The organism is Pseudomonas sp. ATCC 43928, assembly GCF_005938665.2.
Classification (GTDB): domain Bacteria; phylum Pseudomonadota; class Gammaproteobacteria; order Pseudomonadales; family Pseudomonadaceae; genus Aquipseudomonas.
Genome location: NZ_CP041753.1, coordinates 6,200,031 through 6,220,928, shown reverse-complemented (window position 1 = coordinate 6,220,928; position 20,898 = coordinate 6,200,031). Strand labels below are relative to the sequence as shown.

Below are 20,898 nucleotides of genomic sequence, written 5' to 3'. Positions count from 1 at the left end.
GTGAGCAGCTTGCTGGTGTTCCCCGGTCAGGGCGCGCAGCAGCCGGGCATGCTCCATCGTTGGCCTCGGGTAGCGCTGGTTGAGGCGAGCGAGGTGCTGGGTGAAGACGTCTTGCTGCTTGATTCTGCCGAGGCGTTGCAGTCGACAAGGGCGGTTCAGCTGTGCCTGCTGATTGCCGGCGTCGCCGCTTCGCGTCAGTTATCCATGGCGCCGGATTACGTGGCGGGACTGTCCATCGGTGCCTATCCGGCGGCGGTGGTTGCGGGCGCCTTGAGTTTCAGTGATGCACTGCATCTGGTCAGCCTGCGCGGTGAGCTGATGCAGCAGGCATATCCTCAGGGTTACGGCATGACCGCGATCATCGGTCTGGAACTGGCCACGGTGGAGGGGTTGCTGGCGCAGGTTCACTGTGTCGACACGCCGGTTTACCTGGCCAACATCAACGCCGATAACCAGGTGGTGATTGCTGGCAGTGATTCGGCGATGAAAGCAGTTGCCGACCTGGCGCGCAGCCGTGGCGCCGGTCTGGCCAAGCGTCTGGCGGTCAGCGTGCCGTCCCATTGCCCGCTGCTGGAAACACCGGCGAAAACCCTGGCCGAAGCCTTCGCCAAGGTGCAATTGAAAACGCCGACCCTGGGTTACCTGAGCGGCAGTCGCGCACGGCCTGTCATCAACACTGACGCCTTGCGCGATGACCTGGCGTTCAACATGTGCCGCGTCGTCGATTGGCGCGGTACGGTGCAAAGCGCTTACGAGCGCGGTGTACGTCTACAGATCGAACTGCCGCCCGGTGCGGTGTTGACCGGGCTGGCGCGCCGGGTGTTCGAGCAGGGCACCGTGATTGCCTTCGACGGTGCACGGCTCGATACCTTGCAGGCGCTGTTGCGTGAGGAGGGAAGCCGTCAACCCTAGATCACCGACTCAGGTTGCGAACTACAAAAACAACAATTCCGACGATGCACTTTGAGGACTACAACAATGATTATTTACGGTGTGGCGCTGTTGGCGATCTGTACGCTGGCAGGGGTGATCATGGGTGACATGCTCGGCGTGTTGCTGGGTGTGAAATCCAACGTCGGCGGGGTCGGGATCGCGATGATCCTGCTGATTTGCGCGCGGTTGTGGATGCAAAAACGCGGCGGCATGACCAAGGATTGCGAGATGGGCGTCGGCTTCTGGGGCGCCATGTACATTCCGGTGGTGGTTGCCATGGCGGCGCAACAGAACGTGGTCACCGCCCTGCACGGCGGCCCGGTGGCGGTGCTGGCGGCGATCGGTTCGGTGGTGCTCTGCGGCTGCACCATTGCGTTGATCAGCCGGACCCACAAAGGCGAACCCTTGCCCGATGAACCGGTGGACATAACACCGGTCGGCACGCCAGTAGGAGGTCGCTGATATGTGGGAACTCATTGAGAAAGGCCTGGTAAATAACAGTCTGGTCACGGCATTCGCGTTTGTTGGCGTAATCATGTGGGTGTCGGTGATTCTGTCCAAGCGCCTGACTTTCGGGCGGATTCATGGCTCGGCGATTGCCATCGTCATCGGCCTGGTGCTGGCGTGGGTTGGCGGCACCATGACCGGCGGGCAAAAAGGCCTGGCGGATCTGTCACTGTTTTCCGGCATCGGTTTGATGGGCGGCGCCATGTTGCGTGACTTCGCCATCGTTGCCACGGCGTTCGAGGTGCAGGCCACCGAAGCGAAAAAGGCCGGGATGATTGGCGTCATCGCGCTGCTGCTGGGCACGATTCTGCCGTTCATTGTCGGGGCGAGCATTGCCTGGGTGTTCGGTTATCGCGATGCGATCAGCATGACCACCATTGGCGCGGGTGCGGTGACGTACATCGTCGGGCCGGTGACGGGTGCTGCGATTGGGGCCTCATCCGATGTGATGGCGCTGTCGATTGCCACCGGGTTGATCAAGGCGATTCTGGTGATGGTCGGCACGCCGGTGGCGGCGCGCTGGATGGGCCTGGATAACCCGCGCTCGGCCATGGTGTTTGGCGGCTTGGCCGGGACTGTCAGCGGTGTGACCGCCGGGTTGGCGGCGACGGATCGGCGGCTGGTGCCGTATGGCGCGCTGACGGCGACGTTCCATACCGGGCTTGGATGCTTGCTTGGGCCTTCGTTGCTGTACTTCGTTGTTCGCGGGATTGTTGGTTAACGGATGACTGCTTCTTGTGGCGAGGGAGCTTGCTCCCGCTGGGCTGCGCAGTAGCCCCAACTTCTACCACCGAGGTGTATCAGGTAAATCCGGTGGCCTGATTTTGCGGGCGCTCAGCACTCGAGCGGGAGCAAGCGCCCTCGCCACAAGGTCTCAAGCCTGGCGATTGGCATACATCCGGCACTCCGCCAACAGCGCCAGCAAATTCGGATCACGCTCCTTGGCCTTGAGAAACACCACGCCAATGTGCTGCTGCAACCGGTACTTTTCCTGCAATGGAATCAGCTTCACCCGGTTCTCATACACCGCCGCAATCCGCCCCGGCAGCAACGCATAACCCACCCCCGAGCTGACCATGCTCAGCAGGGTGAAGATGTCGTTGACCTGCATCGCCACCTTCGGCTCGAACCCCGCCTGCTTGAACACCCGAATACCGTCCTGGTGCGTGGCAAAGCCTTGGGTCAAGGTGATGAACGTTTCGTCGCGCACCTCGGCCAGGTCGACTTCGCTCCGCTGGGCAAAGGGCGAGTCCGCCGGGGTGGCGAGGAAGATGTCATCGGAAAACAGCGGGATCTGTTCGCAGTCCGGGTCGTTGACGCTGTCGTCCAGTGACACCAGGATCGCGTCGACTTCCATGTTCTTGAGTTTGTACAGCAGGTCGATGTTCGAACCCAGGATCAGGTCGATATTGAGTTCGCTGCGGCGGATTTTCAGGCCCATGATCAGCTGCGGCACAGTCTTCACCGTCAGCGAATACAGCGAGCCGAGCTTGAAGCGTTCGGCGGAGAACCCGGCGGCTTCGCGGGTCAGACGCACGGTTTCGAGCACGTCCTGAATCAGCTTCTGCGCCCGCTCTTCCAGCACATAAGCGCTTTCCAACGGGGTCAGGTTGCGCCCTTCGTGCTTGAATAGCGGGCAACGCAAGGCGCTTTCCAGGGAGTGGATGGCGCGGTGCACGCTGACGTTGCTGGTCTGCAACTCGACGGCGGCGCGGGCCAGGTTGCCGGTGCGCATGAAGGCCAGGAACACTTCGAGTTTTTTCAGGGTCAACTCTTCATCGATCAACATGGGCCAGACTCTTATTCGAATGTCTCGATTGTGCCCAATTGGCTAACGTTTGGCTCGATGGCTTTCGTAGGGGGGCATTGTGTTCTGAAACATTGCGCTTTTAACCTTGAGGCCTGAGCCTTGCGCGCGGCGGTAATGAACGTAGAGGTGAGCAACACATGTATCACGGGGAAAGATTGAACGCCTGGACGCATTTGGTTGGGGCGGTGGCGGCATTGGTCGGGGGCGTGTGGCTGCTGGTGATCGCCAGTATGGATGGCAGTCCGTGGAAGATCGTCAGTGTGGCGATTTACGCGTTTACCTTGCTGGTGCTCTACAGCGCCTCGACCGTGTACCACAGCGTGCGTGGGCGCAAGAAAGCGATCATGCAGAAGGTCGATCACTTTTCGATCTACTTGCTGATCGCCGGCAGTTACACGCCGTTCTGCCTGGTGACCCTGCGCGGGCCATGGGGCTGGACCTTGTTCGGGATTGTCTGGGGGCTGGCGCTGATCGGTATCCTGCAAGAGATCAAACCGCGCTCGGAAGCACGGATTCTGTCGGTCGTGATTTACGCGGTGATGGGCTGGATCGTGCTGGTGGCGGTCAAGCCGTTACTGGCGGCACTGGGCCCTGTCGGCTTTACCTTGCTGGCGTCGGGCGGGGTGTTGTACACCGTGGGGATTATCTTTTTTGCCCTCGACCATCGTCTGCGCCACGCCCATGGGATCTGGCATCTGTTCGTGATCGCCGGGAGTTTGCTGCACTTTGTGGCGATTTGGTTCTACGTCTTGTGACTGCTTTTGTGGCGAGGGGGCTTGCCCCCTCGCCACAAGGCCCTAGAAGTCACCCCAGAGTTGTTGGGCCACCGCCAATGCCACCACCGGCGCGGTTTCGGTGCGCAGCACGCGCGGGCCGAGGCGGGCGGCGTGGAAACCGCCAGCCTTGGCCTGTTCGACTTCGACGTCGGACAAGCCGCCCTCCGGGCCGATCAGGAACGCCAGGCTTGCAGGTTTGGCGTGGCTCACCAGCGGCTCGGCCACCGGATGCAGCACCAGTTTCAATTCGGCCGCGGTCTGCTTCAACCAGTCAGCCAACAGCAATGGCGGATGAATCACCGGCACCCGTGAGCGCCCACACTGCTCGCAGGCGCTGATCGCCACCTGACGCCAGTGCATCAGGCGTTTGTCGGCGCGTTCGTCCTTGAGGCGGACCTCGCAGCGGTCGGTGAAAATCGGGGTGATTTCGGTGACGCCCAATTCGGTGGCTTTTTGAATCGCCCAGTCCATCCGCTCGCCACGGGACAAACCCTGGCCGAGATGGACCGCCAGCGACGACTCGACCTGACCGGTAAAGCTTTCATCGATTTGCACCACCACGCGCTTCTTGCCGACTTCCACCAGCGTGCCGCGAAACTCATGGCCCGAGCCGTCGAACAGTTGCACCGCATCACCCTCGGCCATGCGCAGCACACGGCTGATGTAATGCGCCTGGGCTTCAGGCAACTCGTGTTCGCCGGTGCTCAAAGGGGCGTCGATAAAGAAGCGGGACAGTCTCATCTTGGGTCTCTACGGTAAGTTCGGATCGAGTTGCTTTTGTGGCGAGGGAGCTTGCTCCCGTTCGAGCGCGAAGCGGTCGCAAGGTTTACCTGACACTCCTCAGTGTCAGGTTTTTGGGGCTGCTACGCAGCCCAGCGGGAGCAAGCTCCCTCGCCACAGGGTTACTACTCAGTGGCAGCTAGCCCGGATCGCGATAGCCCGGATGAAAGTCCTTCGGTACCGCCACGCTGACGCTGTCACGGGTGGCGATGTCGATGCCTTCGCTGGCCACTTCGGCCAGAAAATCGATCTGCTCCGGGGTAATCACGTAAGGCGGCAGGAAATACACCACGCTGCCCAACGGCCTCAGTAAAGCACCTCGTTGCAGTGCATGCTGGAACACGGTCAAACCGCGACGTTCCTGCCACGGGTAAGCGGTCTTGCTGGCCTTGTCCTTGACCATCTCGATCGCCAGCACCATGCCGGTCTGGCGCACTTCAGAGACGTTCGGGTGATCGGCCAGGTGCGCGGTGGAGGAGGCCATGCGCTGGGCCAGAGCCTTGTTGTTCTCGATGACGTTGTCTTCTTCGAAGATATCCAGCGTCGCCAATGCCGCCGCGCAGGCCAGCGGATTGCCGGTATAGCTGTGGGAATGCAGGAAGGCGCGCAGGGTCGGGTAGTCGTCGTAGAACGCGCTGTAGACCTCATCGGTGGTCAGGCAGGCCGCCAACGGCAGGTAACCGCCAGTCAGGGCCTTGGACAGGCAGAGGAAGTCCGGGCGGATACCAGCCTGTTCGCAGGCGAACATCGTGCCGGTACGACCGAAGCCGACGGCGATTTCATCGTGGATCAGGTGCACGCCATAACGATCACAGGCGTCGCGCAGCAGCTTGAGGTACACCGGGTGATACATGCGCATGCCGCCGGCGCCCTGAATCAGCGGCTCCAGAATCACGGCGGCCACGGTATCGTGGTTGTCGGCCAGGGTCTGCTCCATGGCGGCGAACATGTTGCGTGAGTGTTCTTCCCAGCTCATGCCCTCGGGGCGCAGGTAGCAATCGGGGCTCGGCACCTTGATGGTGTCCATCAGCAGGGCTTTGTAGGTTTCGGTAAACAGCGGCACGTCGCCCACTGCCATCGCCGCCATGGTCTCGCCGTGGTAGCCGTTGGTGAGGGTGACGAAGCGTTTCTTGTTCGGCTGGCCGCGGTTGAGCCAGTAGTGGAAGCTCATTTTCAGCGCGACTTCAATGCACGATGAACCGTTATCGGCGTAGAAACACCGGGTCAGGCCTTCGGGCGTCATCTTCACCAGACGCTCGGACAGCTCGATCACCGGCTGATGGCTGAAACCGGCGAGGATCACGTGTTCCAGCTGATCGACCTGATCCTTGATGCGCTGGTTGATCCGCGGGTTGGCGTGGCCGAACACATTGACCCACCAGGAGCTGACGGCGTCGAGGTAGCGTTTGCCTTCGAAGTCTTCCAGCCATACGCCTTCACCGCGCTTGATCGGGATCAGCGGCAGCTGTTCGTGGTCTTTCATCTGGGTGCAGGGATGCCATAACACGGCGAGATCGCGTTCCATCCACTGTTTATTCAGGCCCATTTTCTGTCTCCTCGAGGCTACCCGTGACGTAGGCGGGTAAACAATCGCGCAAGCCTATGCAATGCGCGTCACGGGGACAACCCATTGTGTCGATTGAGCTACTTTGTATAGGACGATAGACGTCGCTGGCGGCGTTTTGATGGCTGACGTATTCTTCGCGGCTCTTTGAGTCGTCTGACTCGTAAAACCGCTATTTCCTCGTGTATTTCCGGAGTTCTCTGAATGTCTGCTGGTTGGCTGCGCGCCTGTGCGCTGGTGATGTTAGGACTGTTCAGCGTTTCGGCGCTGGCCAAGGATAAAACAGCGATCGTGGTCGGCGGCGGGCTTTCGGGCCTCACCGCGGCGTACGAACTGCAGAGCAAAGGCTGGCAGGTCACCCTGCTGGAAGCCAAACCGACCCTGGGCGGTCGTTCCGGCATGGCTACCAGCGAGTGGATCGGCAACGACAAGACCCAACCGGTTTTGAACAAGTACATCTCGACGTTCAAGCTGAGCACCACGCCAGCCCCCGAGTTCGTGCGGACCCCGGGTTACCTGATCGACGGTGAATACTTCAGCGCCGCCGATCTGGCGACTAAACAGCCGGCCACCAGCGACGCGCTGAAACGCTACGAAAAGACTCTGGATGACCTGGCGCGCTCGATCGAAGACCCGCAAAACCCGGCCGCCAACAGCACGCTGTTCGCCCTGGACCAGATCAACGTGGCCAACTGGCTCGATCGCCTGAATCTGCCAGCCACTGCGCGTCAGTTGGTGAATCAGGAGATTCGTACCCGTTACGACGAACCTTCGCGCCTGTCGCTGCTGTATTTTGCCCAACAAAGCCGCGTCTACCGTGGCATTGCTGACCGTGACCTGCGCGCCTCGCGCCTGCCCGGCGGCAGCCCGGTGTTGGCCCAGGCCTTCGTCAAGCAACTGAAAACCATCAAGACCAGTTCCCCGGTTTCGTCCATTACCCAGGACAAGGATGGCGTGAGTGTCAAGGTCGGCAGCGTTGGCTATCAGGCGGACTACGTCGTGCTGGCCGTGCCGTTGCGCGCACTGAGCAAGATCCAGATGACTCCGGCGCTGGACGCCCAGCACATGGGCGCCATCAAGGGCACCAACTACGGCTGGCGTGACCAGATCATGCTGAAGTTCAAGACGCCAGTGTGGGAAAGCAAGGCGCGCATGTCTGGCGAGATCTACAGCAACGCCGGCCTGGGCATGTTGTGGATCGAGCCGGCCTTGAAGGGCGGCGCCAACGTGGTGATCAACATTTCCGGCGACAACGCGCGGGTGATGCAGGCCTTTGGCGACAAGCAAATGGCCGATCAGGTGCTGATTCGTCTGCACGCCTTTTATCCACAGGCACGCGGTTCGTTCACCGGTTATGAAATCCGCCGCTACAGCACCGACCCATCGATGGGCGGCGCTTACCTGGCCTTCGGTCCGGGGCAGATCAGCAAATACTGGCGCCTGTGGGAGCGTCCGCTGCAACGTGTAGCCTTTGCCGGCGAACACACTGACACCTTGTACCCAGGCACCCTGGAAGGCGCCTTGCGCACCGGTCAGCGTGCAGCCAGTCAGCTGGAAGACCTGGCAGCGGGCAAATCGTTTGAACCGGCGAAAGTTGTGCCGGCAGCGACCGCTGCGGCGGCAGGCGCGGCAGTGGCGAAGAAAGGCAACTTCTTCAGCAACATGTTCGGTGGTTCGTCCGATAAAGCGGCCGACAAGGCAGAACCGGCCAAGGTTGAAGCGAAAGCTGAAGAGAGCAAGCCTGGCTTCTTCTCGCGGATGTTTGGTGGCGGCTCCGACAAAGCTCCGGCCAAGGCGCCAGAACCTGCGGCGCCTGTTGCTCCGGCACCCGCTCCAGTCGCTGCGCCGGCCCCGGCACCTGCACCGGTTGAGGCACCGAAGCCAGTGGTGCCGGCGCAAGCCGAGCCGGTGAAGAAAGCACCGGCCAAAGCGCCAGTGAAAAAGCCTGCTGCCAAAACCGAGGCCAAAAAGGCTCCGGCCAAGGCAACGGCGAAAAAGGCTGAACCAGTGAAGAAACCAGTGGTGAGTACCGCTGCGAAGGCCCCGGTGGCGACTGAAACCAAGACACAGTAAGTCTTGGGATCAAAAAAAAAGCGCGGCAGTGATGCCGCGCTTTTTTTATGTCTTTGCCCCCTCGTAGAGGCCGGCTGATGCTTTGGTACTAAGGCAGATCGACGATATGGACTTCGTCGCCTTGGTAGTCGCTGATATAGGCACAGTTATGATGATCAAGAACCATATGATGCGGGTCGATAGCCCCAGGGATGGGAAACCTGCGAACAATCTTATGGGTGGCGGTATTCACTTCCACGACCTCTTTTTCGGTGTGATCAACGGCGTAAGCGTTCTTTTTGCTAAACACTATTTCCCCTTCGCAAGCCACAAAATCGAAATGCCGGGTGGTCAGTGACCGGGTGTCCAACACGGTCAGTCTTCGAGCGTCCAGACCCACGATATACACTTTTCTACCGTCGGGACTGACAGTAACGGCTGACGGATATTTTTCGGTTTTGATGATGTTGATGACTTCGAACGTCTTGCTGCTGATGACCGTGAGCGCGTCCTGAAAAGGGCGACCAGGGGAATCGGTACTGGAAATATAGAGACGCGAATCGTCCTGGCTGATGTCCACACTTATGGACGGTGAAGGTAACCCTCGGACTCTGCTCACCACATAAGTGCGAGCGTCAATTATCGCCAGCCACTCTTTATCCTGCCGTACGGTGACGTAAACATGCCTCCCGTCCCGGCTCGCGACGACTCCCCAAGGGTGTCTACCCACCGTGATGTTACCCACCGCGTATGTTTCGGTATCAATAACCGAAACCGAACTTGAACCGTAGTTGGTCACGTAAGCTCTTTTCCCCTCATGGCCAAGGGCAATGCTTCGGGGATACTGCTCCACGGCGATGGTGCGGATTACCTTTTTGTTCCGGGTGTCGATGACGGACACATTGTCCGACATGTAATTGCAAACAAATACACGTGATCCATCGTTGCTGATGGCCATCCCTCGCGGTCCTTCCCCTACGGGTATTGAATTGGATTGACTGCGTGTTATCACGGGGGATGAACTCGAATTGTGACTCATGGTAGAACTCCTGTTCAGACACTTGGACTGACGTCCAAGTTCAAGTTCATCAATGACCTGCAATGAAAGCCACTGTTAAATGTGACAGTTCTGACGAGTGGTATCGGCTCATAAATGAATATAAGGAGGGTGCGTGAAGGTTTTTTCCTTCGGTTAACACTCTCTTAACCTCCCGGCCCCAAGGTCTTGATCGTATTTCTCGATATTTCAGAGCGAAATTTTCCGCTTTAAATCGATAGATAACTCGATAGTCTTGGGCGCAGTTCTTACAGGATTTGGGCAATGCAGCTACGTAACTCTTCTTCCCGCTACGGTTGGGTCAGCATCTTTATGCACTGGGGTGTGGCGTTGGCCGTCTTCGGCCTGTTTGCGTTGGGGTTGTGGATGGTCGGTCTCGATTACTACAGCACCTGGCGTAAAGACGCGCCGGATCTGCACAAGAGCATTGGTCTGGTGTTATTTGCCGTGATGTTGCTGCGGGTAGTGTGGCGCTTCATCAGCCCACCGCCGCCGCTCTTGCCAAGCTATAGCCGCATGACCCGCCTTGGCGCCAAGTTCGGCCATTCGTTCCTTTATCTCAGTCTGTTCGCTGTGATGATCGCCGGTTACCTGATTTCCACCGCAGACGGTGTCGGGATTCCGGTGTTTGGCCTGTTTGAAATTCCTGCACTGGTTTCCGGACTACCGGACCAGGCAGACACCGCGGGTGTGATTCATTTGTACCTGGCCTGGCTGCTGGTAATTTTTTCCGGTTTCCATGCGTTGGCTGCATTGAAGCACCACTTTATCGATCGTGATGCGACCCTGACGCGAATGCTGGGGCGCAAAGCCTGATGTTCTACCTCGACTCCAAAGGAATAGAAAGCATGTTGAAAAAGACGCTCGCCGCTCTGGCAATCGGTTCTGCTCTGCTGTCGGCTAACGTGATGGCGGCCGACTATGTGGTCGACAAAGAAGGCCAGCACGCCTTTGTTGACTTCAAGATCAGCCACTTGGGCTACAGCTACATCATCGGTACCTTCAAGGATATCGACGGCAAGTTCAGCTTCGACGCTGCCAAGCCTGAAGACAGCAAGATCGAGTTCAATGTGCGCACCGCCAGCGTGTTCACCAACCACGCCGAACGCGACAAGCACATCGCCAGCGGTGACTTCCTGAACGTGGGCAAATTCGCCGACGCCAAGTTCGTCTCCACCAGCGTCAAACCTACCGGCAAAAACGCCGCCGGCAAAGACACTGCCGACGTGACCGGCAACCTGACCCTGCTGGGCGTGACCAAGCCAATCGTGGTCAAAGCCACGTTCCTGGGTGAAGGCAAGGATCCATGGGGCGGCTACCGTGCCGGCTTCGAAGGCACCACCAGCATCAAGCGTTCCGATTTCGGCAAGCAGAAAGACCTGGGCCCAGCGTCCGACGCGGTCGATCTGTACGTGACGTTTGAAGGTGTCAAAGCGAAATAATCTTCGCACCTGACACAAAAACGCCCCCGATCTCACGATCGCGGGCGTTTTTTATGGTCGGAGAAAATCTGCAGGGATGTTCTCAACTGAAATGAAAATGCCCCGATCGCAAGATCAGGGCATTTTTTATAACGGTGCTAACTCAGCGGTTGCGGGTCAGCAATGCTGGTTTTTCGCCGCGCGGACGGCCTGGCAGTTGATCCAGTTGCTCAGGGGTCGGGAAGCGATCGCTTTTCGATTCCTTGTGAATGATCTTCGGTGCCGGGCTCCGCGGGTTCTGCACGGCCGGTTCCGAACGAGACTGGTCGTCACGGGCCGGACGGCGGTTGCGGGACTCTTCGCGACGGGCCTGGCCGTCACGTGGAGCGCCGTTGCGTGGGCCACTGCGCTTGGCCGGTGGGGTGCCGGTGGTTGCGCCGCTGCTGTTGCGCGGACCGTTCTGGCGACCTTGTGGCTGACCGGCGCGCGGAGCGCCAGCGCCTTGTGCCGGTGCGCCCGGACGGCGGCCACGGCCCTGAGCCGGTTTGGCTTGAGGCACGTAGTCGACGCGGTTACCGAAGTTATCGATATCGTCGTCCAGGAACTCGTCCGGAGCACGGTCGGCGGCAGCGCGAGGGGCCGGGCGCTGTTGCTCGCGGGCCGGAGTGCCTTCGCGTGGCTTGTGTTCACGGGCCGGGCGCTCGCCACGGCCAGCGGCAGGCTTTTCCTTGCCGCCCTTGTCCTTGCCTTTGTCTTTACGACCGCCACCACCACCGCTGCCGTTCGGGCCGTCGCCGCGTGGGCCACGTGGGGCGCGTGGGTTACGCACATCCGGACGCTCGCGGACTTCCGGTTTCTCGGCTTCCACAGCGCTGGAGTCGAAGCCCATCAGGTCGCCGTCGGCGATTTTCTGCTTGGTCATGCGCTCGATGCTTTTCAGCAGTTTTTCTTCGTCCGGAGCGACCAGCGAGATCGCCTCGCCCGAACGACCGGCACGGCCGGTACGACCGATACGGTGCACGTAATCTTCGTCGACGTTTGGTAGTTCGAAGTTGACCACATGAGGCAACTGGTCGATGTCGAGGCCACGAGCAGCGATGTCGGTGGCGACCAGGATGCGCACTTCACCGGCCTTGAAGTCGGCCAGGGCCTTGGTGCGGGCGTTCTGGCTCTTGTTGCCGTGGATCGCGACGGCGGTGAGGCCGTGTTTGTCCAGGTACTCGGCCAGGCGGTTGGCGCCGTGCTTGGTGCGAGTGAATACCAGCACCTGTTCCCAGGCGCCGGCAGTAATCAGGTGCGCCAGCAACGAACGCTTGTGGCTGGCGGCCAGACGGAATACGCGTTGTTCGATCCGCTCGACCGTGGTGTTCGGTGGCGTGACTTCGATGCGTTCCGGGTTGTGCAGCAGCTTGCCGGCGAGGTCGGTGATGTCTTTGGAGAACGTCGCCGAGAACAACAGGTTCTGCCGTTTGGCCGGGAGGCGGGCGAGGACCTTTTTCACGTCATGGACAAAGCCCATGTCGAGCATGCGGTCGGCTTCGTCCAGCACCAGGATTTCCACGTGGGACAAATCGACACTGCCTTGGCCGGCGAGGTCGAGCAGGCGACCTGGGCAGGCCACCAGCACGTCGACACCACGGGACATGGCTTGAACCTGCGGGTTCATGCCGACGCCACCGAAGATGCAGGCGCTGACGAACTTCAGGTCACGGGCATAGACCTTGAAGCTCTCGTGCACCTGAGCCGCGAGTTCGCGGGTTGGGGTCAGGACCAGTACGCGTGGTTGACGCGGGCCGTGACGCTGGGATTTGTCCGGGTGACCGTTGGGAAACAACCGCTCCAGAATCGGAAGGGCGAAGCCACCGGTTTTACCAGTACCTGTCTGAGCCGCAACCATCAGGTCGCGACCTTGCAACACGGCGGGAATGGCCCGCTGTTGCACCGGAGTAGGCTCGGTATAGCCCGCTGCCTCGATGGCGCGGACTAAAGCCTCGGAGAGACCGAGGGAAGCAAAGGACATGAGTAATCCTGTTTTAGTTAGGGCTTGGCCCAATGGGAGTCTTGCCTGGCGCGAATGGCGTTTAAGAGGACGCAATCCCGTCCGGTCCTGCTGGGCCTCGAAGGCTCGTCTGGAGCGCTCGCGCGGGCTGAAAAGCTGCGCTGTAGCGGGATCGAGATGCCTTGAACAAGTCCGAGCGTCCGGGCGTGAGCCTGGCGGGAAGGCCGGAGTATAACAGAGCAATCACTGTGCGCCGCTTTCCTGCTGCTCAACGGTTTTTTCGCCGGTTGCGGTGGCGTTGGTGGCCCGGGCTTCGCTAGCCGGACCGGCACCATAGCGGGCGCTCAGTTCGGCATAGGCCGGTTCGCGCTTGAAGCGCTTGAGCTCGGCGCCGAAACGCTGCACCAACAAATCCATCCCGGCATTGCGGCGCACCGCCAGATACTGGCTTTGCTGGCTGATGACAGTCGGGTTCTCGGTGATCTTGTCGCGGATGTCCAGTTGATCGAGCAAGTGCTGGCCGACCCGGCGATCGGTGATCAACAGGTCGATCCGCCCGCGCACCAGTTTGCCGAAGTTGGCTTCATGGGTAGGCGCCGGTTCCCGGGTAAACAACGTCGATTCGCTGAAGTCCTTGCTGTACAGGTAGCCCGGCGAGGTGCCGATGGTCAGGCCTTTCAGGTCGTCCAGGGTGCGAAACGGGAACGGCCGTTCATTGGCGTAGAACATCACGAATTCGACTTGCGAGAGCGGTTCGCTGGGGTAGAGCAGGGTCGCTTCGCGTTCATCGCTGTGGAAAATATCCAGCACACCGTCCGCCTGGTCTTGCTCAAGCATCGACAGGCAGCGCTTCCACGGCAGGAATTGCCATTCCACGTCAATTCCGAGACGTTTGAAGACGATGGCCGTGGTTTCGTAGTCGAGCCCGAGGTTCTTGCCGCCTTCTTCATAGACGTAGGGCGCCCAGGGTTCGGTGACAATACGCAGCTTCTCGCCCCGAGCGGTGAAGCTCAGGCAAGTGAATAGAAGCACGGTCAGTAACTGGGTGATCAGGGGCATGGCTTGAGATTACGACGAGAAATCATAAAGAGCCAGAAACCGGATCCAGAAGCTCTGGATCGGGCATTAAAAGCAAAAGATCGCAGCCTTCGGCGGCGCCTGCAGAGGTACATATTCCCCTGGAGGCGCTGCCAAAGACTGCGATCTCTTGATTTGCGTTAACGGCTATTAGCGCGGCAACTTCAGGTTGTTCCACACCGCCAGGCTCGGTTCAGCCTGGTTCAGTGTGTAGAAGTGCAGCCCCGGTGCGCCACCTTGCAACAGGCGTTCGCACATCTCGGTGATGACTTGCTCACCAAAGCTTTGAATGCTCTGGGTGTCGTCGCCGTAGGCTTCCAGTTGCTTGCGGATCCAGCGCGGGATTTCCGCACCGCAAGCGTCGGAGAAGCGCGCCAGCTTGCTGTAGTTGGTGATCGGCATGATCCCCGGCACGATCGGGATGTTCACACCCTTCGCCTGTATACGCTCGACGAAGTAGAAATAACTGTCGGCGTTGAAGAAGTACTGGGTGATCGCACTGTTGGCACCGGCGTTGGCCTTGCGCACGAAGTTGTTGAGATCGTCTTCGAAATTGCGCGCTTGCGGATGCATTTCCGGGTAAGCGGCGATTTCGATGTGGAAATGATCGCCAGTCTCTTCACGAATGAATTCAACCAGGTCATTGGCGTGACGCAACTCGCCGCTGGCCATGCCCATGCCCGAGGGCAGGTCACCGCGAAGCGCGACGATTCGCTGGATGCCGGCTGCCTTGTACTGGGTCAGCAGGCCGCGCAGATCGTTCTTGCTGTCACCCACGCAAGACAGATGCGGAGCGGCTGGGACTTTGACTTCACTTTCCAGCTGCAGCACGGTGTTGAGGGTGCGATCACGAGTCGAACCGCCAGCGCCGTAGGTGCAGGAGAAGAAGTCGGGATTGTAGGTCGCCAGCTGACGGGCAGTGGCGATCAGTTTTTCATGCCCAGCATCGGTCTTCGTCGGGAAGAATTCGAAGCTGTAGCGACGTTCTTGGGACATGGTCATATCCTTGGAAACACGTAAGCCGGACGCTGGCCCCCCGTAGGAGCTGTCTTAGGCTGCGATCTTTTAAGAGCAAAAGATCGCAGGCTTCGCCAGCTCCTGCGCAGAGCGGTCAATCAGCGTATCAGTAGCGGTAAGCGTGCGGCTTGAACGGGCCTTCGACGGTAACGCCGATGTAGTCAGCCTGTTGCTTGGTCAGTTGAGTGACCACGCCGCCGAAACCGCGGACCATTTCCAGGGCCACTTCTTCGTCGAGTTTCTTCGGCAGTACTTCAACGGTCAGGCGCTCGGCTTTCTGGGCTGGCGACAGGTCGGCGTACTTCTGGCCAAACAGGAAGATCTGCGCCAGAACCTGGTTGGCGAACGAACCGTCCATGATGCGGCTTGGGTGACCAGTGGCGTTACCCAGGTTAACCAGACGGCCTTCGGCCAGCAGGATCAGGTAGTCGTCGTTCTGAGCGTCGAAAGCGCCTGGACCGGTGCGGTGAACCTTGTGAACCTGCGGCTTCACTTCTTCCCATGCCCAGTTCTTGCGCATGAAAGCGGTGTCGATTTCGTTGTCGAAGTGACCGATGTTGCAGACCACTGCGCGTTTCTTCAGGGCTTTGAGCATGTTTGCGTCGCAAACATTGACGTTGCCGGTGGTGGTCACGATCAGGTCGATCTTGCCCAGCAGCGCTTTGTCGATGCTCGCTTCGGTACCGTTGTTGATACCGTCGATGAACGGCGAAACCAGTTCGAAACCGTCCATGCAGGCTTGCATGGCGCAGATCGGGTCGACTTCGGAGACTTTAACGATCATGCCTTCCTGACGCAGGGACTGGGCCGAACCCTTGCCCACGTCGCCGTAACCGATGACCAGCGCTTGCTTGCCGGACAGCAGGTGGTCGGTGCCGCGCTTGATTGCGTCGTTCAGGCTGTGACGGCAGCCGTACTTGTTGTCGTTCTTGCTCTTGGTCACCGAGTCGTTGACGTTGATGGCCGGGATTTTCAGCTCGCCCTTGGCCAGCATGTCCAGCAGACGGTGAACGCCGGTGGTGGTTTCTTCGGTGACGCCGTGAACGCGATCCAGTACTTGTGGGTACTTCTTGTGCAGCAGCTCGGTCAGGTCGCCGCCGTCGTCGAGGATCATGTTGGCATCCCAAGGCTGGCCATCCTTGAGGATGGTTTGCTCCAGGCACCACTCGTACTCTTCTTCAGTCTCGCCTTTCCAGGCGAACACCGGGATGCCGGCAGCGGCGATGGAAGCGGCGGCCTGATCCTGAGTCGAGAAAATGTTGCAGGACGACCAGCGTACTTCGGCACCCAGGGCAACCAGGGTTTCGATCAGCACGGCAGTCTGAATAGTCATGTGGATGCAGCCGAGAATCTTCGCGCCCTTGAGCGGTTGCTCAACGGAGTACTTGCGGCGCAGACCCATCAGGGCTGGCATTTCGGATTCGGCGATGATGGTTTCGCGACGGCCCCAGGCAGCCAGGGACATGTCGGCGACTTTGTAATCGTTAAAATCTGCAGGCGTGATAACAGCGCTCATGAAGAGCCTCCATTCGTAATGTATGCGAATGGGCGCCGTTGTGCGTTTAGTGTCTGGCCGTGGCCAGTCAACGCCCCATCCGAGCCTGACAGGTCGAACCTGCTGCAGCGCCCCTCGGACAGGTGGCGGGAAAACGGTATCAATCAAAGACGACCGTTTTGAAACGGGGGCGATTATAGCGGGCTATGCTGATCTTCCAAAGCGTTTCTGTTGGTCAATGTCCGAACGGTAATCGAGACCATAGTCGATGCTTGATAGAGCTCTAGTCCGGGCTCTGCCATGATGGCCGGCATCAATCGGCAAGACGGTCAGGAGTGAGTATGAATTTCCACACCCGCAAATGGGTAAAACCCGAAGACCTCAACCCCAATGGCACGCTGTTCGGCGGCAGCCTGCTGCGCTGGATCGACGAAGAAGCGGCGATCTACGCCATCGTCCAGTTGGGTAATCAGCGCGTGGTCACCAAGTACATTTCCGAAATCAACTTCGTCAGCGCCTCGCGTCAGGGCGACATCATCGAGCTGGGCATCACCGCCACCGAGTTCGGTCGCACCTCGATCACTCTGACCTGCGAAGTGCGCAACAAGATCACTCGCAAGAGCATTTTGACGGTAGAGAAGATGGTGTTCGTGAACCTTGGCGAAGACGGCTTGCCCATGCCGCACGGCCGGACCGAGATCAGGTACGTCAAAGACCAGTTCAAGGATGATGACATCGGCGGGTGATATCGGCGGTGCGGTGATCTCGCGAAAGCGGTCTATCAGTCAGCGATGATTTAACGGACCACTGAACAGCTCTGAACCCTGCGTGTCGTACCTAGACACGCAGCCGGTTCAGGAAATCTATGGACACGCCCAAAGACGGCAAGACCCCGGACCTCTCGGCACAGGAACAGCGCGAGGTCGATAAAAACCAGCCCCCGCGCGCGGCGGTGCTGCACGAAATCATTCGCACCCAAGGCGATCAGGAGCTCGAGCGTAGCGTTGCGGCGCTGTGGTGGTCGGCCTTGGCTGCCGGCCTGACCATGGGCCTGTCGCTGATGGGCATGGGATTGCTCAACTCGCGCCTGCCGGACGGCGAAGGCTACAAGGTGATCGCCAGCTTCGGTTATTGCGCCGGTTTTCTCGCGGTGATTCTCGCCCGTCAGCAACTCTTCACCGAAAACACCCTGACCGCCGTGCTGCCGATCATGAGCAAGCCAACGCTGGGTAATGTCGGTCGGTTGCTGCGGCTGTGGACGGTGGTGCTGGTGGGCAACCTCTGCGGCACCTTGCTGGTGGCGTATGTGATGCTGCACCTGCCGATATTCGACAGCAAGACCGATCTGGCCTTCCTTGAGATCGGGCGCAAGGTCATGGAGAACGATGCCGGCAAGATGCTCGCCAAAGGCATCATCTCCGGCTGGATGATCGCCACCATGGTCTGGATGATCCCGTCCATGGAAAGCGCCAAGATGTGGATCATCATCCTCATCACCTATTTCATGGCGCTGGGCGATTTCACCCACATCGTGGTCGGATCGGTCGAGGTTTCTTACCTGGTGTTTGCCGGCGAGTTGCCGTGGAAGGATTTCTGGTGGGTGTTCGCAGGTCCCACGCTGGTGGGGAACATTATTGGCGGCAGTTTTATCTTCGCGCTGATCAGTCACGCGCAGATTCGCAGTGAAAGCGGGCCGCCGAAGACCTCTGCGGAGCGGGCTCAGGAATCCGAACCGCAGAAGATCAAAAAATGATCAATGTCAGCCAGAGACGTTGATTGCGGCAGCACTGCGACGTTGCAGGTAGATGAAGAGCAGCGCCGTCAGCAGCGTGAATACGCTGACCAGTGCGCCGGTCCACGGCAAGTCCGCCAGGTCCGCGCCACTGGCCACCACCAGTCCGCCAATCCAAGCCCCGGCGGCGTTGCCGAGATTGAATGCGCTTTGATTCAACGTCGACCCGAGGTTTGGCGCCTCATGGGCCTGATCGATAATCAGCAATTGCAGGATCGGGCACAGCGCGAAGGCGAAGATGCCCCACAACACCAGCGTGATCGCCGCCGGTATCACTGAATGGCTGGTTTGGCTGAAGGCGGCCAGCACGATGGCCACGGCCAATGTCATCCCCACCAGCGAAGGCAGCAAACGACTGTCCGCCAATCGGCCGCCGAGCATGCTGCCCCCGGTCAAGCCGACCCCGAACAACAGCAACATGATGGTTACGCCATGCGGACTGACGCCGGTGATGTCCTGCAGGATCGGCGCAATGTAAGTGAACACGCTGAACAGGCTGGTGGACGCCAGCACGCTCATGCCCAGCGCCAGCAGCACATTGACCTTGCCCAGCACTTTGAATTCGCTGGCCAGGTTGGCTTTGTCCATGGGGATTTCCTTGGGCAGCCAGACCCACTGCGCAATGGCCGCAATCACGCCAATCACCGACACTGCCCAGAAGGTCGAGCGCCAGCCGGCGTATTGCCCCAGCGCAGTGCCTAATGGCACGCCCAGCACGTTGGCCAAGGTCAGGCCGGTGAACATCATGGCAATTGCCTGGGCTCGTTTGTTCGGTGCCACCAGACTGGCGGCGACCACTGAGCCGATGCCGAAAAACGCGCCATGGCACAGCGCGGTGATCACTCGTGCGGCCATCAATGTGGCGTAGTTCGGCGCCAGGGCGCAGAGGATGTTGCCGAGAATGAACATCAGCGTCATGCCCAGCAGTGTCGCTTTACGCGGCATGTTGGCGGTGCCGACCGCGAGAATCGGCGCACCGAACACCACGCCAAGGGCGTAACCAGTGATGAGCAGGCCGGCGTGAGGAATGCTCACGGCGAGATCGCGGGCGACATCGGGCAGCAAGCCCATGATGACGAACTCAGTGGTGCCGATGCCGAAAGCGGCAACGGCCAGTGCAAGCAAGGCGAGTGGCATGCGCAAGGTCTCTGTCGGTAGTCTTGACGCTTTGATCAGGCATACGCAGGCCGACGACCGTTCTCGATGAGAGCGGGCAGAGGCAGGAATTATTGGAATTAGTCTGTGCGCAACTGAGTGCGGCGTGGTCGCTTGCAGTATAAACAGCTGCGGACATATGGCGAATCAAATCTCTGTCCCGCGATGTAGGGGCAATACAAGGAGTGTGCCGTGCTTGCGACGATTCTGGTGTTGGTGGCGGCGCTGTTGCACGCGGCGTGGAATACCCTGATCAAGTTCAGCGCGGAGCGGCTGTTGGTGGTGGCCTGCATGGACAGCGTGGCGTTGCTGTTTGTCGCGCTGATGCTGCCCTTCGTGGCGCTGCCGCCACTGGATATGTGGCCGTGGATTCTTGCGTCGGCTGCATTCGAGTTGCTCTATCGCTACCTGTTGATCCAGGCCTATCGGGTCGGCGATCTCGGCCTGGTCTATCCGTTGATGCGTGGCCTGTCACCGTTGGTGGTGCTGGCGCTGACGCTGATCTTCGCCGGAGAAGCGCTGACGGCTCAGCAGATCTTCGGGATTTTGCTCATCCCGTTCGGCATGGTGTGCCTGCTCTGGCAGGGTGGTGGCGGGGTGCGCCTGCCGTGGTCGATGCTGCCGGTGGTGGCGCTGATCGGCTTGTGCATCGGCTGCTACACCTTCATCGATGGCCAGGCCTTGCGGCGCTGGTCCCATCCGCTGGACTACCTGGTTTGGGTCACAGTGCTCAGTGCCTGGCCGTTCCCATTGCTGGCGCTGGTGCGCAAACGCCCGGCGTTCATGCTGTTCTGGCGTGAGCAGTGGCGGTTGGGGTTGGCGGTCGGGTTCTGCGTATTGTTCAGCTACGCTCTGGTGCTGTGGGCCATGCAGCTCGGATCGATTGCCGAGGCAGCGGCGCTGCGCGAGATCAGCGTGATTCTGGTGGTGCTGTTCGGCATGCGCTACCTCAAAGAACCTTTTGGCAGGCCACGGCTCTTAGCCTGTGGACTGGTATTGATCGGCATGTTGGTGATGAAGTTTTAGTCGCCGCTGATGGAATTCGATTCTCTACAACTTGAAGAAGGGACTGCGTCATGACGGTTGCTCTGTGGTGCATTTTGAGTGCGATCTGCTTGCCTTATCTGTGCACAGGCGTCGCCAAGTTCAGCAATGGCAAGTTCGGGCTGAAACAGAGTCACGACCCAAGGGCGTTTCTGGATTCGCTCGAAGGCGTGGCCAGGCGTGCGCATTCGGCGCAGTTGAACAGCTTCGAAGTGACCCCGGCGTTTGCCGCGGCGGTGATCGTGGCGCATCTGGCCGGCAATGCCGAACTGGTGACGATCAATGTGCTGTCGGTGCTGTTCATCACCAGTCGGCTGCTGTACATCATTTGCTATCTGGCGGACTGGGCGATTCTGCGGTCGCTGGTGTGGGCCATTGGCATGGGGCTGATTGTCAGTTTCTTTGTGGTGTCTGTTTAA

Annotated in this window: 20 protein-coding genes and 1 riboswitch; of the genes, 11 read left to right on the top strand and 9 right to left on the bottom strand. The window is 59.7% G+C overall.

Going from position 1 to position 20,898, the window contains the following annotated elements:
- The 3 genes from mdcH (at position 1) to madM (ending at position 2,161) form a co-directional block, all read left to right on the top strand.
- Positions 1-912, top strand: coding sequence for a malonate decarboxylase subunit epsilon (mdcH, locus tag FFH90_RS28705; protein WP_138866817.1), 912 nt, complete (start codon positions 1-3; stop codon positions 910-912).
- A 66-nt stretch (positions 913-978) separates the two neighbouring features.
- Positions 979-1,395, top strand: a complete 417-nt coding sequence (madL, locus tag FFH90_RS28700) for a malonate transporter subunit MadL (RefSeq protein ID WP_018928727.1) — start codon at positions 979-981, stop codon at positions 1,393-1,395.
- Between the two features lies 1 nt (position 1,396).
- The gene (madM, locus tag FFH90_RS28695; protein WP_018928728.1) at positions 1,397-2,161 is read left to right on the top strand and encodes a malonate transporter subunit MadM; all 765 of its coding nucleotides are present in this window, start codon (positions 1,397-1,399) and stop codon (positions 2,159-2,161) included.
- Between the two features lie 153 nt (positions 2,162-2,314).
- Here the strand turns inward: madM and FFH90_RS28690 are convergent, their stop codons facing one another.
- A complete protein-coding gene (locus tag FFH90_RS28690) occupies positions 2,315-3,229 on the bottom strand; it encodes a LysR substrate-binding domain-containing protein (protein ID WP_019580637.1) in 915 nt (304 codons plus the stop codon).
- 158 nt (positions 3,230-3,387) lie between these two features.
- Between FFH90_RS28690 and FFH90_RS28685 the strand changes: the two genes are divergently transcribed.
- Positions 3,388-4,005: a hemolysin III family protein gene (locus FFH90_RS28685; RefSeq protein WP_018928730.1), complete on the top strand. Its 618-nt coding sequence runs from the start codon at positions 3,388-3,390 to the stop codon at positions 4,003-4,005.
- Positions 4,006-4,047: 42 nt separating this feature from the next.
- Here FFH90_RS28685 and FFH90_RS28680 read toward each other — a convergent pair whose 3' ends face one another.
- Positions 4,048-4,767 carry a 16S rRNA (uracil(1498)-N(3))-methyltransferase gene (locus FFH90_RS28680; protein ID WP_018928731.1) on the bottom strand — a complete coding sequence of 240 codons (720 nt, stop codon included), beginning with the start codon at positions 4,765-4,767 and terminating at the stop codon, positions 4,048-4,050.
- A 178-nt stretch (positions 4,768-4,945) separates the two neighbouring features.
- On the bottom strand, positions 4,946-6,352 hold the full coding sequence (locus FFH90_RS28675) for an adenosylmethionine--8-amino-7-oxononanoate transaminase (protein ID WP_018928732.1): 1,407 nt from the start codon (positions 6,350-6,352) through the stop codon (positions 4,946-4,948).
- A gap of 222 nt (positions 6,353-6,574) precedes the next feature.
- Here FFH90_RS28675 and FFH90_RS28670 point away from each other — a divergent pair, with 222 nt between their 5' ends.
- The gene (locus FFH90_RS28670) at positions 6,575-8,443 is read left to right on the top strand and encodes a flavin monoamine oxidase family protein (RefSeq protein WP_138866435.1); all 1,869 of its coding nucleotides are present in this window, start codon (positions 6,575-6,577) and stop codon (positions 8,441-8,443) included.
- An 88-nt stretch (positions 8,444-8,531) separates the two neighbouring features.
- On the opposite strand, the gene FFH90_RS28665 is transcribed toward FFH90_RS28670, so the two are convergent.
- Complete coding sequence (locus FFH90_RS28665) at positions 8,532-9,461, bottom strand: YncE family protein (protein ID WP_111452965.1); 930 nt, start codon at positions 9,459-9,461, stop codon at positions 8,532-8,534.
- 282 nt (positions 9,462-9,743) lie between these two features.
- On the opposite strand from FFH90_RS28665, the gene FFH90_RS28660 reads away from it, so the two are divergent.
- Both FFH90_RS28660 and FFH90_RS28655 read left to right on the top strand, forming a co-directional pair.
- Entirely contained in the window at positions 9,744-10,295 is a 552-nt protein-coding gene (locus tag FFH90_RS28660) for a cytochrome b (RefSeq protein WP_018928735.1), read from the top strand.
- Between the two features lie 32 nt (positions 10,296-10,327).
- The gene (locus FFH90_RS28655) at positions 10,328-10,921 is read left to right on the top strand and encodes a YceI family protein (RefSeq protein WP_018928736.1); all 594 of its coding nucleotides are present in this window, start codon (positions 10,328-10,330) and stop codon (positions 10,919-10,921) included.
- A 142-nt stretch (positions 10,922-11,063) separates the two neighbouring features.
- Here FFH90_RS28655 and FFH90_RS28650 read toward each other — a convergent pair whose 3' ends face one another.
- The 4 genes from FFH90_RS28650 to ahcY all read right to left on the bottom strand — a co-directional run bounded on the left by FFH90_RS28650 (position 11,064) and on the right by ahcY (position 16,509).
- Positions 11,064-12,920: a DEAD/DEAH box helicase gene (locus FFH90_RS28650; RefSeq protein WP_018928737.1), complete on the bottom strand. Its 1,857-nt coding sequence runs from the start codon at positions 12,918-12,920 to the stop codon at positions 11,064-11,066.
- Between the two features lie 222 nt (positions 12,921-13,142).
- Positions 13,143-13,958 (bottom strand): ABC transporter substrate-binding protein, encoded by an 816-nt coding sequence (locus FFH90_RS28645; protein WP_111452964.1) that lies wholly within the window; start codon positions 13,956-13,958, stop codon positions 13,143-13,145.
- A gap of 168 nt (positions 13,959-14,126) precedes the next feature.
- Positions 14,127-14,972: a methylenetetrahydrofolate reductase [NAD(P)H] gene (gene metF, locus FFH90_RS28640; protein WP_111452963.1), complete on the bottom strand. Its 846-nt coding sequence runs from the start codon at positions 14,970-14,972 to the stop codon at positions 14,127-14,129.
- A 127-nt stretch (positions 14,973-15,099) separates the two neighbouring features.
- Positions 15,100-16,509 (bottom strand): adenosylhomocysteinase, encoded by a 1,410-nt coding sequence (gene ahcY / locus FFH90_RS28635; RefSeq protein WP_018928740.1) that lies wholly within the window; start codon positions 16,507-16,509, stop codon positions 15,100-15,102.
- A gap of 23 nt (positions 16,510-16,532) precedes the next feature.
- Positions 16,533-16,631, bottom strand: a riboswitch (S-adenosyl-L-homocysteine riboswitch).
- Between the two features lie 198 nt (positions 16,632-16,829).
- Here ahcY and FFH90_RS28630 point away from each other — a divergent pair.
- Positions 16,830-17,234 (top strand): acyl-CoA thioesterase, encoded by a 405-nt coding sequence (locus FFH90_RS28630; RefSeq protein ID WP_105340847.1) that lies wholly within the window; start codon positions 16,830-16,832, stop codon positions 17,232-17,234.
- A gap of 119 nt (positions 17,235-17,353) precedes the next feature.
- Positions 17,354-18,241 (top strand): formate/nitrite transporter family protein, encoded by an 888-nt coding sequence (locus tag FFH90_RS28625; RefSeq protein WP_064620910.1) that lies wholly within the window; start codon positions 17,354-17,356, stop codon positions 18,239-18,241.
- Positions 18,242-18,247: 6 nt separating this feature from the next.
- Here the strand turns inward: FFH90_RS28625 and FFH90_RS28620 are convergent, their stop codons facing one another.
- Positions 18,248-19,417, bottom strand: coding sequence for an MFS transporter (locus FFH90_RS28620; RefSeq protein ID WP_138866434.1), 1,170 nt, complete (start codon positions 19,415-19,417; stop codon positions 18,248-18,250).
- Positions 19,418-19,627: 210 nt separating this feature from the next.
- Here FFH90_RS28620 and FFH90_RS28615 point away from each other — a divergent pair, with 210 nt between their 5' ends.
- Both FFH90_RS28615 and FFH90_RS28610 read left to right on the top strand, forming a co-directional pair.
- On the top strand, positions 19,628-20,461 hold the full coding sequence (locus FFH90_RS28615) for an EamA family transporter (protein WP_111452960.1): 834 nt from the start codon (positions 19,628-19,630) through the stop codon (positions 20,459-20,461).
- A gap of 50 nt (positions 20,462-20,511) precedes the next feature.
- The gene (locus FFH90_RS28610; protein WP_138866433.1) at positions 20,512-20,898 is read left to right on the top strand and encodes an MAPEG family protein; all 387 of its coding nucleotides are present in this window, start codon (positions 20,512-20,514) and stop codon (positions 20,896-20,898) included.

Excerpts from the sequence above, each read along its gene's own strand:
- FFH90_RS28650 (WP_018928737.1), bottom strand. The coding sequence starts at position 12,920 with ATGTCCTTTGCTTCCCTCGGTCTCTCCGAGGCTTTAGTCCGCGCCATC.
- metF (WP_111452963.1), bottom strand. The coding sequence starts at position 14,972 with ATGTCCCAAGAACGTCGCTACAGCTTCGAATTCTTCCCGACGAAGACC.
- FFH90_RS28610 (WP_138866433.1), top strand. The coding sequence starts at position 20,512 with ATGACGGTTGCTCTGTGGTGCATTTTGAGTGCGATCTGCTTGCCTTAT.
- madM (WP_018928728.1), top strand. The coding sequence starts at position 1,397 with ATGTGGGAACTCATTGAGAAAGGCCTGGTAAATAACAGTCTGGTCACG.
- FFH90_RS28665 (WP_111452965.1), bottom strand. The coding sequence starts at position 9,461 with ATGAGTCACAATTCGAGTTCATCCCCCGTGATAACACGCAGTCAATCC.
- FFH90_RS28625 (WP_064620910.1), top strand. The coding sequence starts at position 17,354 with ATGGACACGCCCAAAGACGGCAAGACCCCGGACCTCTCGGCACAGGAA.
- FFH90_RS28685 (WP_018928730.1), top strand. The coding sequence starts at position 3,388 with ATGTATCACGGGGAAAGATTGAACGCCTGGACGCATTTGGTTGGGGCG.
- FFH90_RS28680 (WP_018928731.1), bottom strand. The coding sequence starts at position 4,767 with ATGAGACTGTCCCGCTTCTTTATCGACGCCCCTTTGAGCACCGGCGAA.
- FFH90_RS28690 (WP_019580637.1), bottom strand. The coding sequence starts at position 3,229 with ATGTTGATCGATGAAGAGTTGACCCTGAAAAAACTCGAAGTGTTCCTG.
- ahcY (WP_018928740.1), bottom strand. The coding sequence starts at position 16,509 with ATGAGCGCTGTTATCACGCCTGCAGATTTTAACGATTACAAAGTCGCC.
- FFH90_RS28620 (WP_138866434.1), bottom strand. The coding sequence starts at position 19,417 with ATGCCACTCGCCTTGCTTGCACTGGCCGTTGCCGCTTTCGGCATCGGC.
- FFH90_RS28655 (WP_018928736.1), top strand. The coding sequence starts at position 10,328 with ATGTTGAAAAAGACGCTCGCCGCTCTGGCAATCGGTTCTGCTCTGCTG.
- FFH90_RS28670 (WP_138866435.1), top strand. The coding sequence starts at position 6,575 with ATGTCTGCTGGTTGGCTGCGCGCCTGTGCGCTGGTGATGTTAGGACTG.
- madL (WP_018928727.1), top strand. The coding sequence starts at position 979 with ATGATTATTTACGGTGTGGCGCTGTTGGCGATCTGTACGCTGGCAGGG.
- FFH90_RS28645 (WP_111452964.1), bottom strand. The coding sequence starts at position 13,958 with ATGCCCCTGATCACCCAGTTACTGACCGTGCTTCTATTCACTTGCCTG.
- FFH90_RS28660 (WP_018928735.1), top strand. The coding sequence starts at position 9,744 with ATGCAGCTACGTAACTCTTCTTCCCGCTACGGTTGGGTCAGCATCTTT.
- FFH90_RS28630 (WP_105340847.1), top strand. The coding sequence starts at position 16,830 with ATGAATTTCCACACCCGCAAATGGGTAAAACCCGAAGACCTCAACCCC.
- FFH90_RS28675 (WP_018928732.1), bottom strand. The coding sequence starts at position 6,352 with ATGGGCCTGAATAAACAGTGGATGGAACGCGATCTCGCCGTGTTATGG.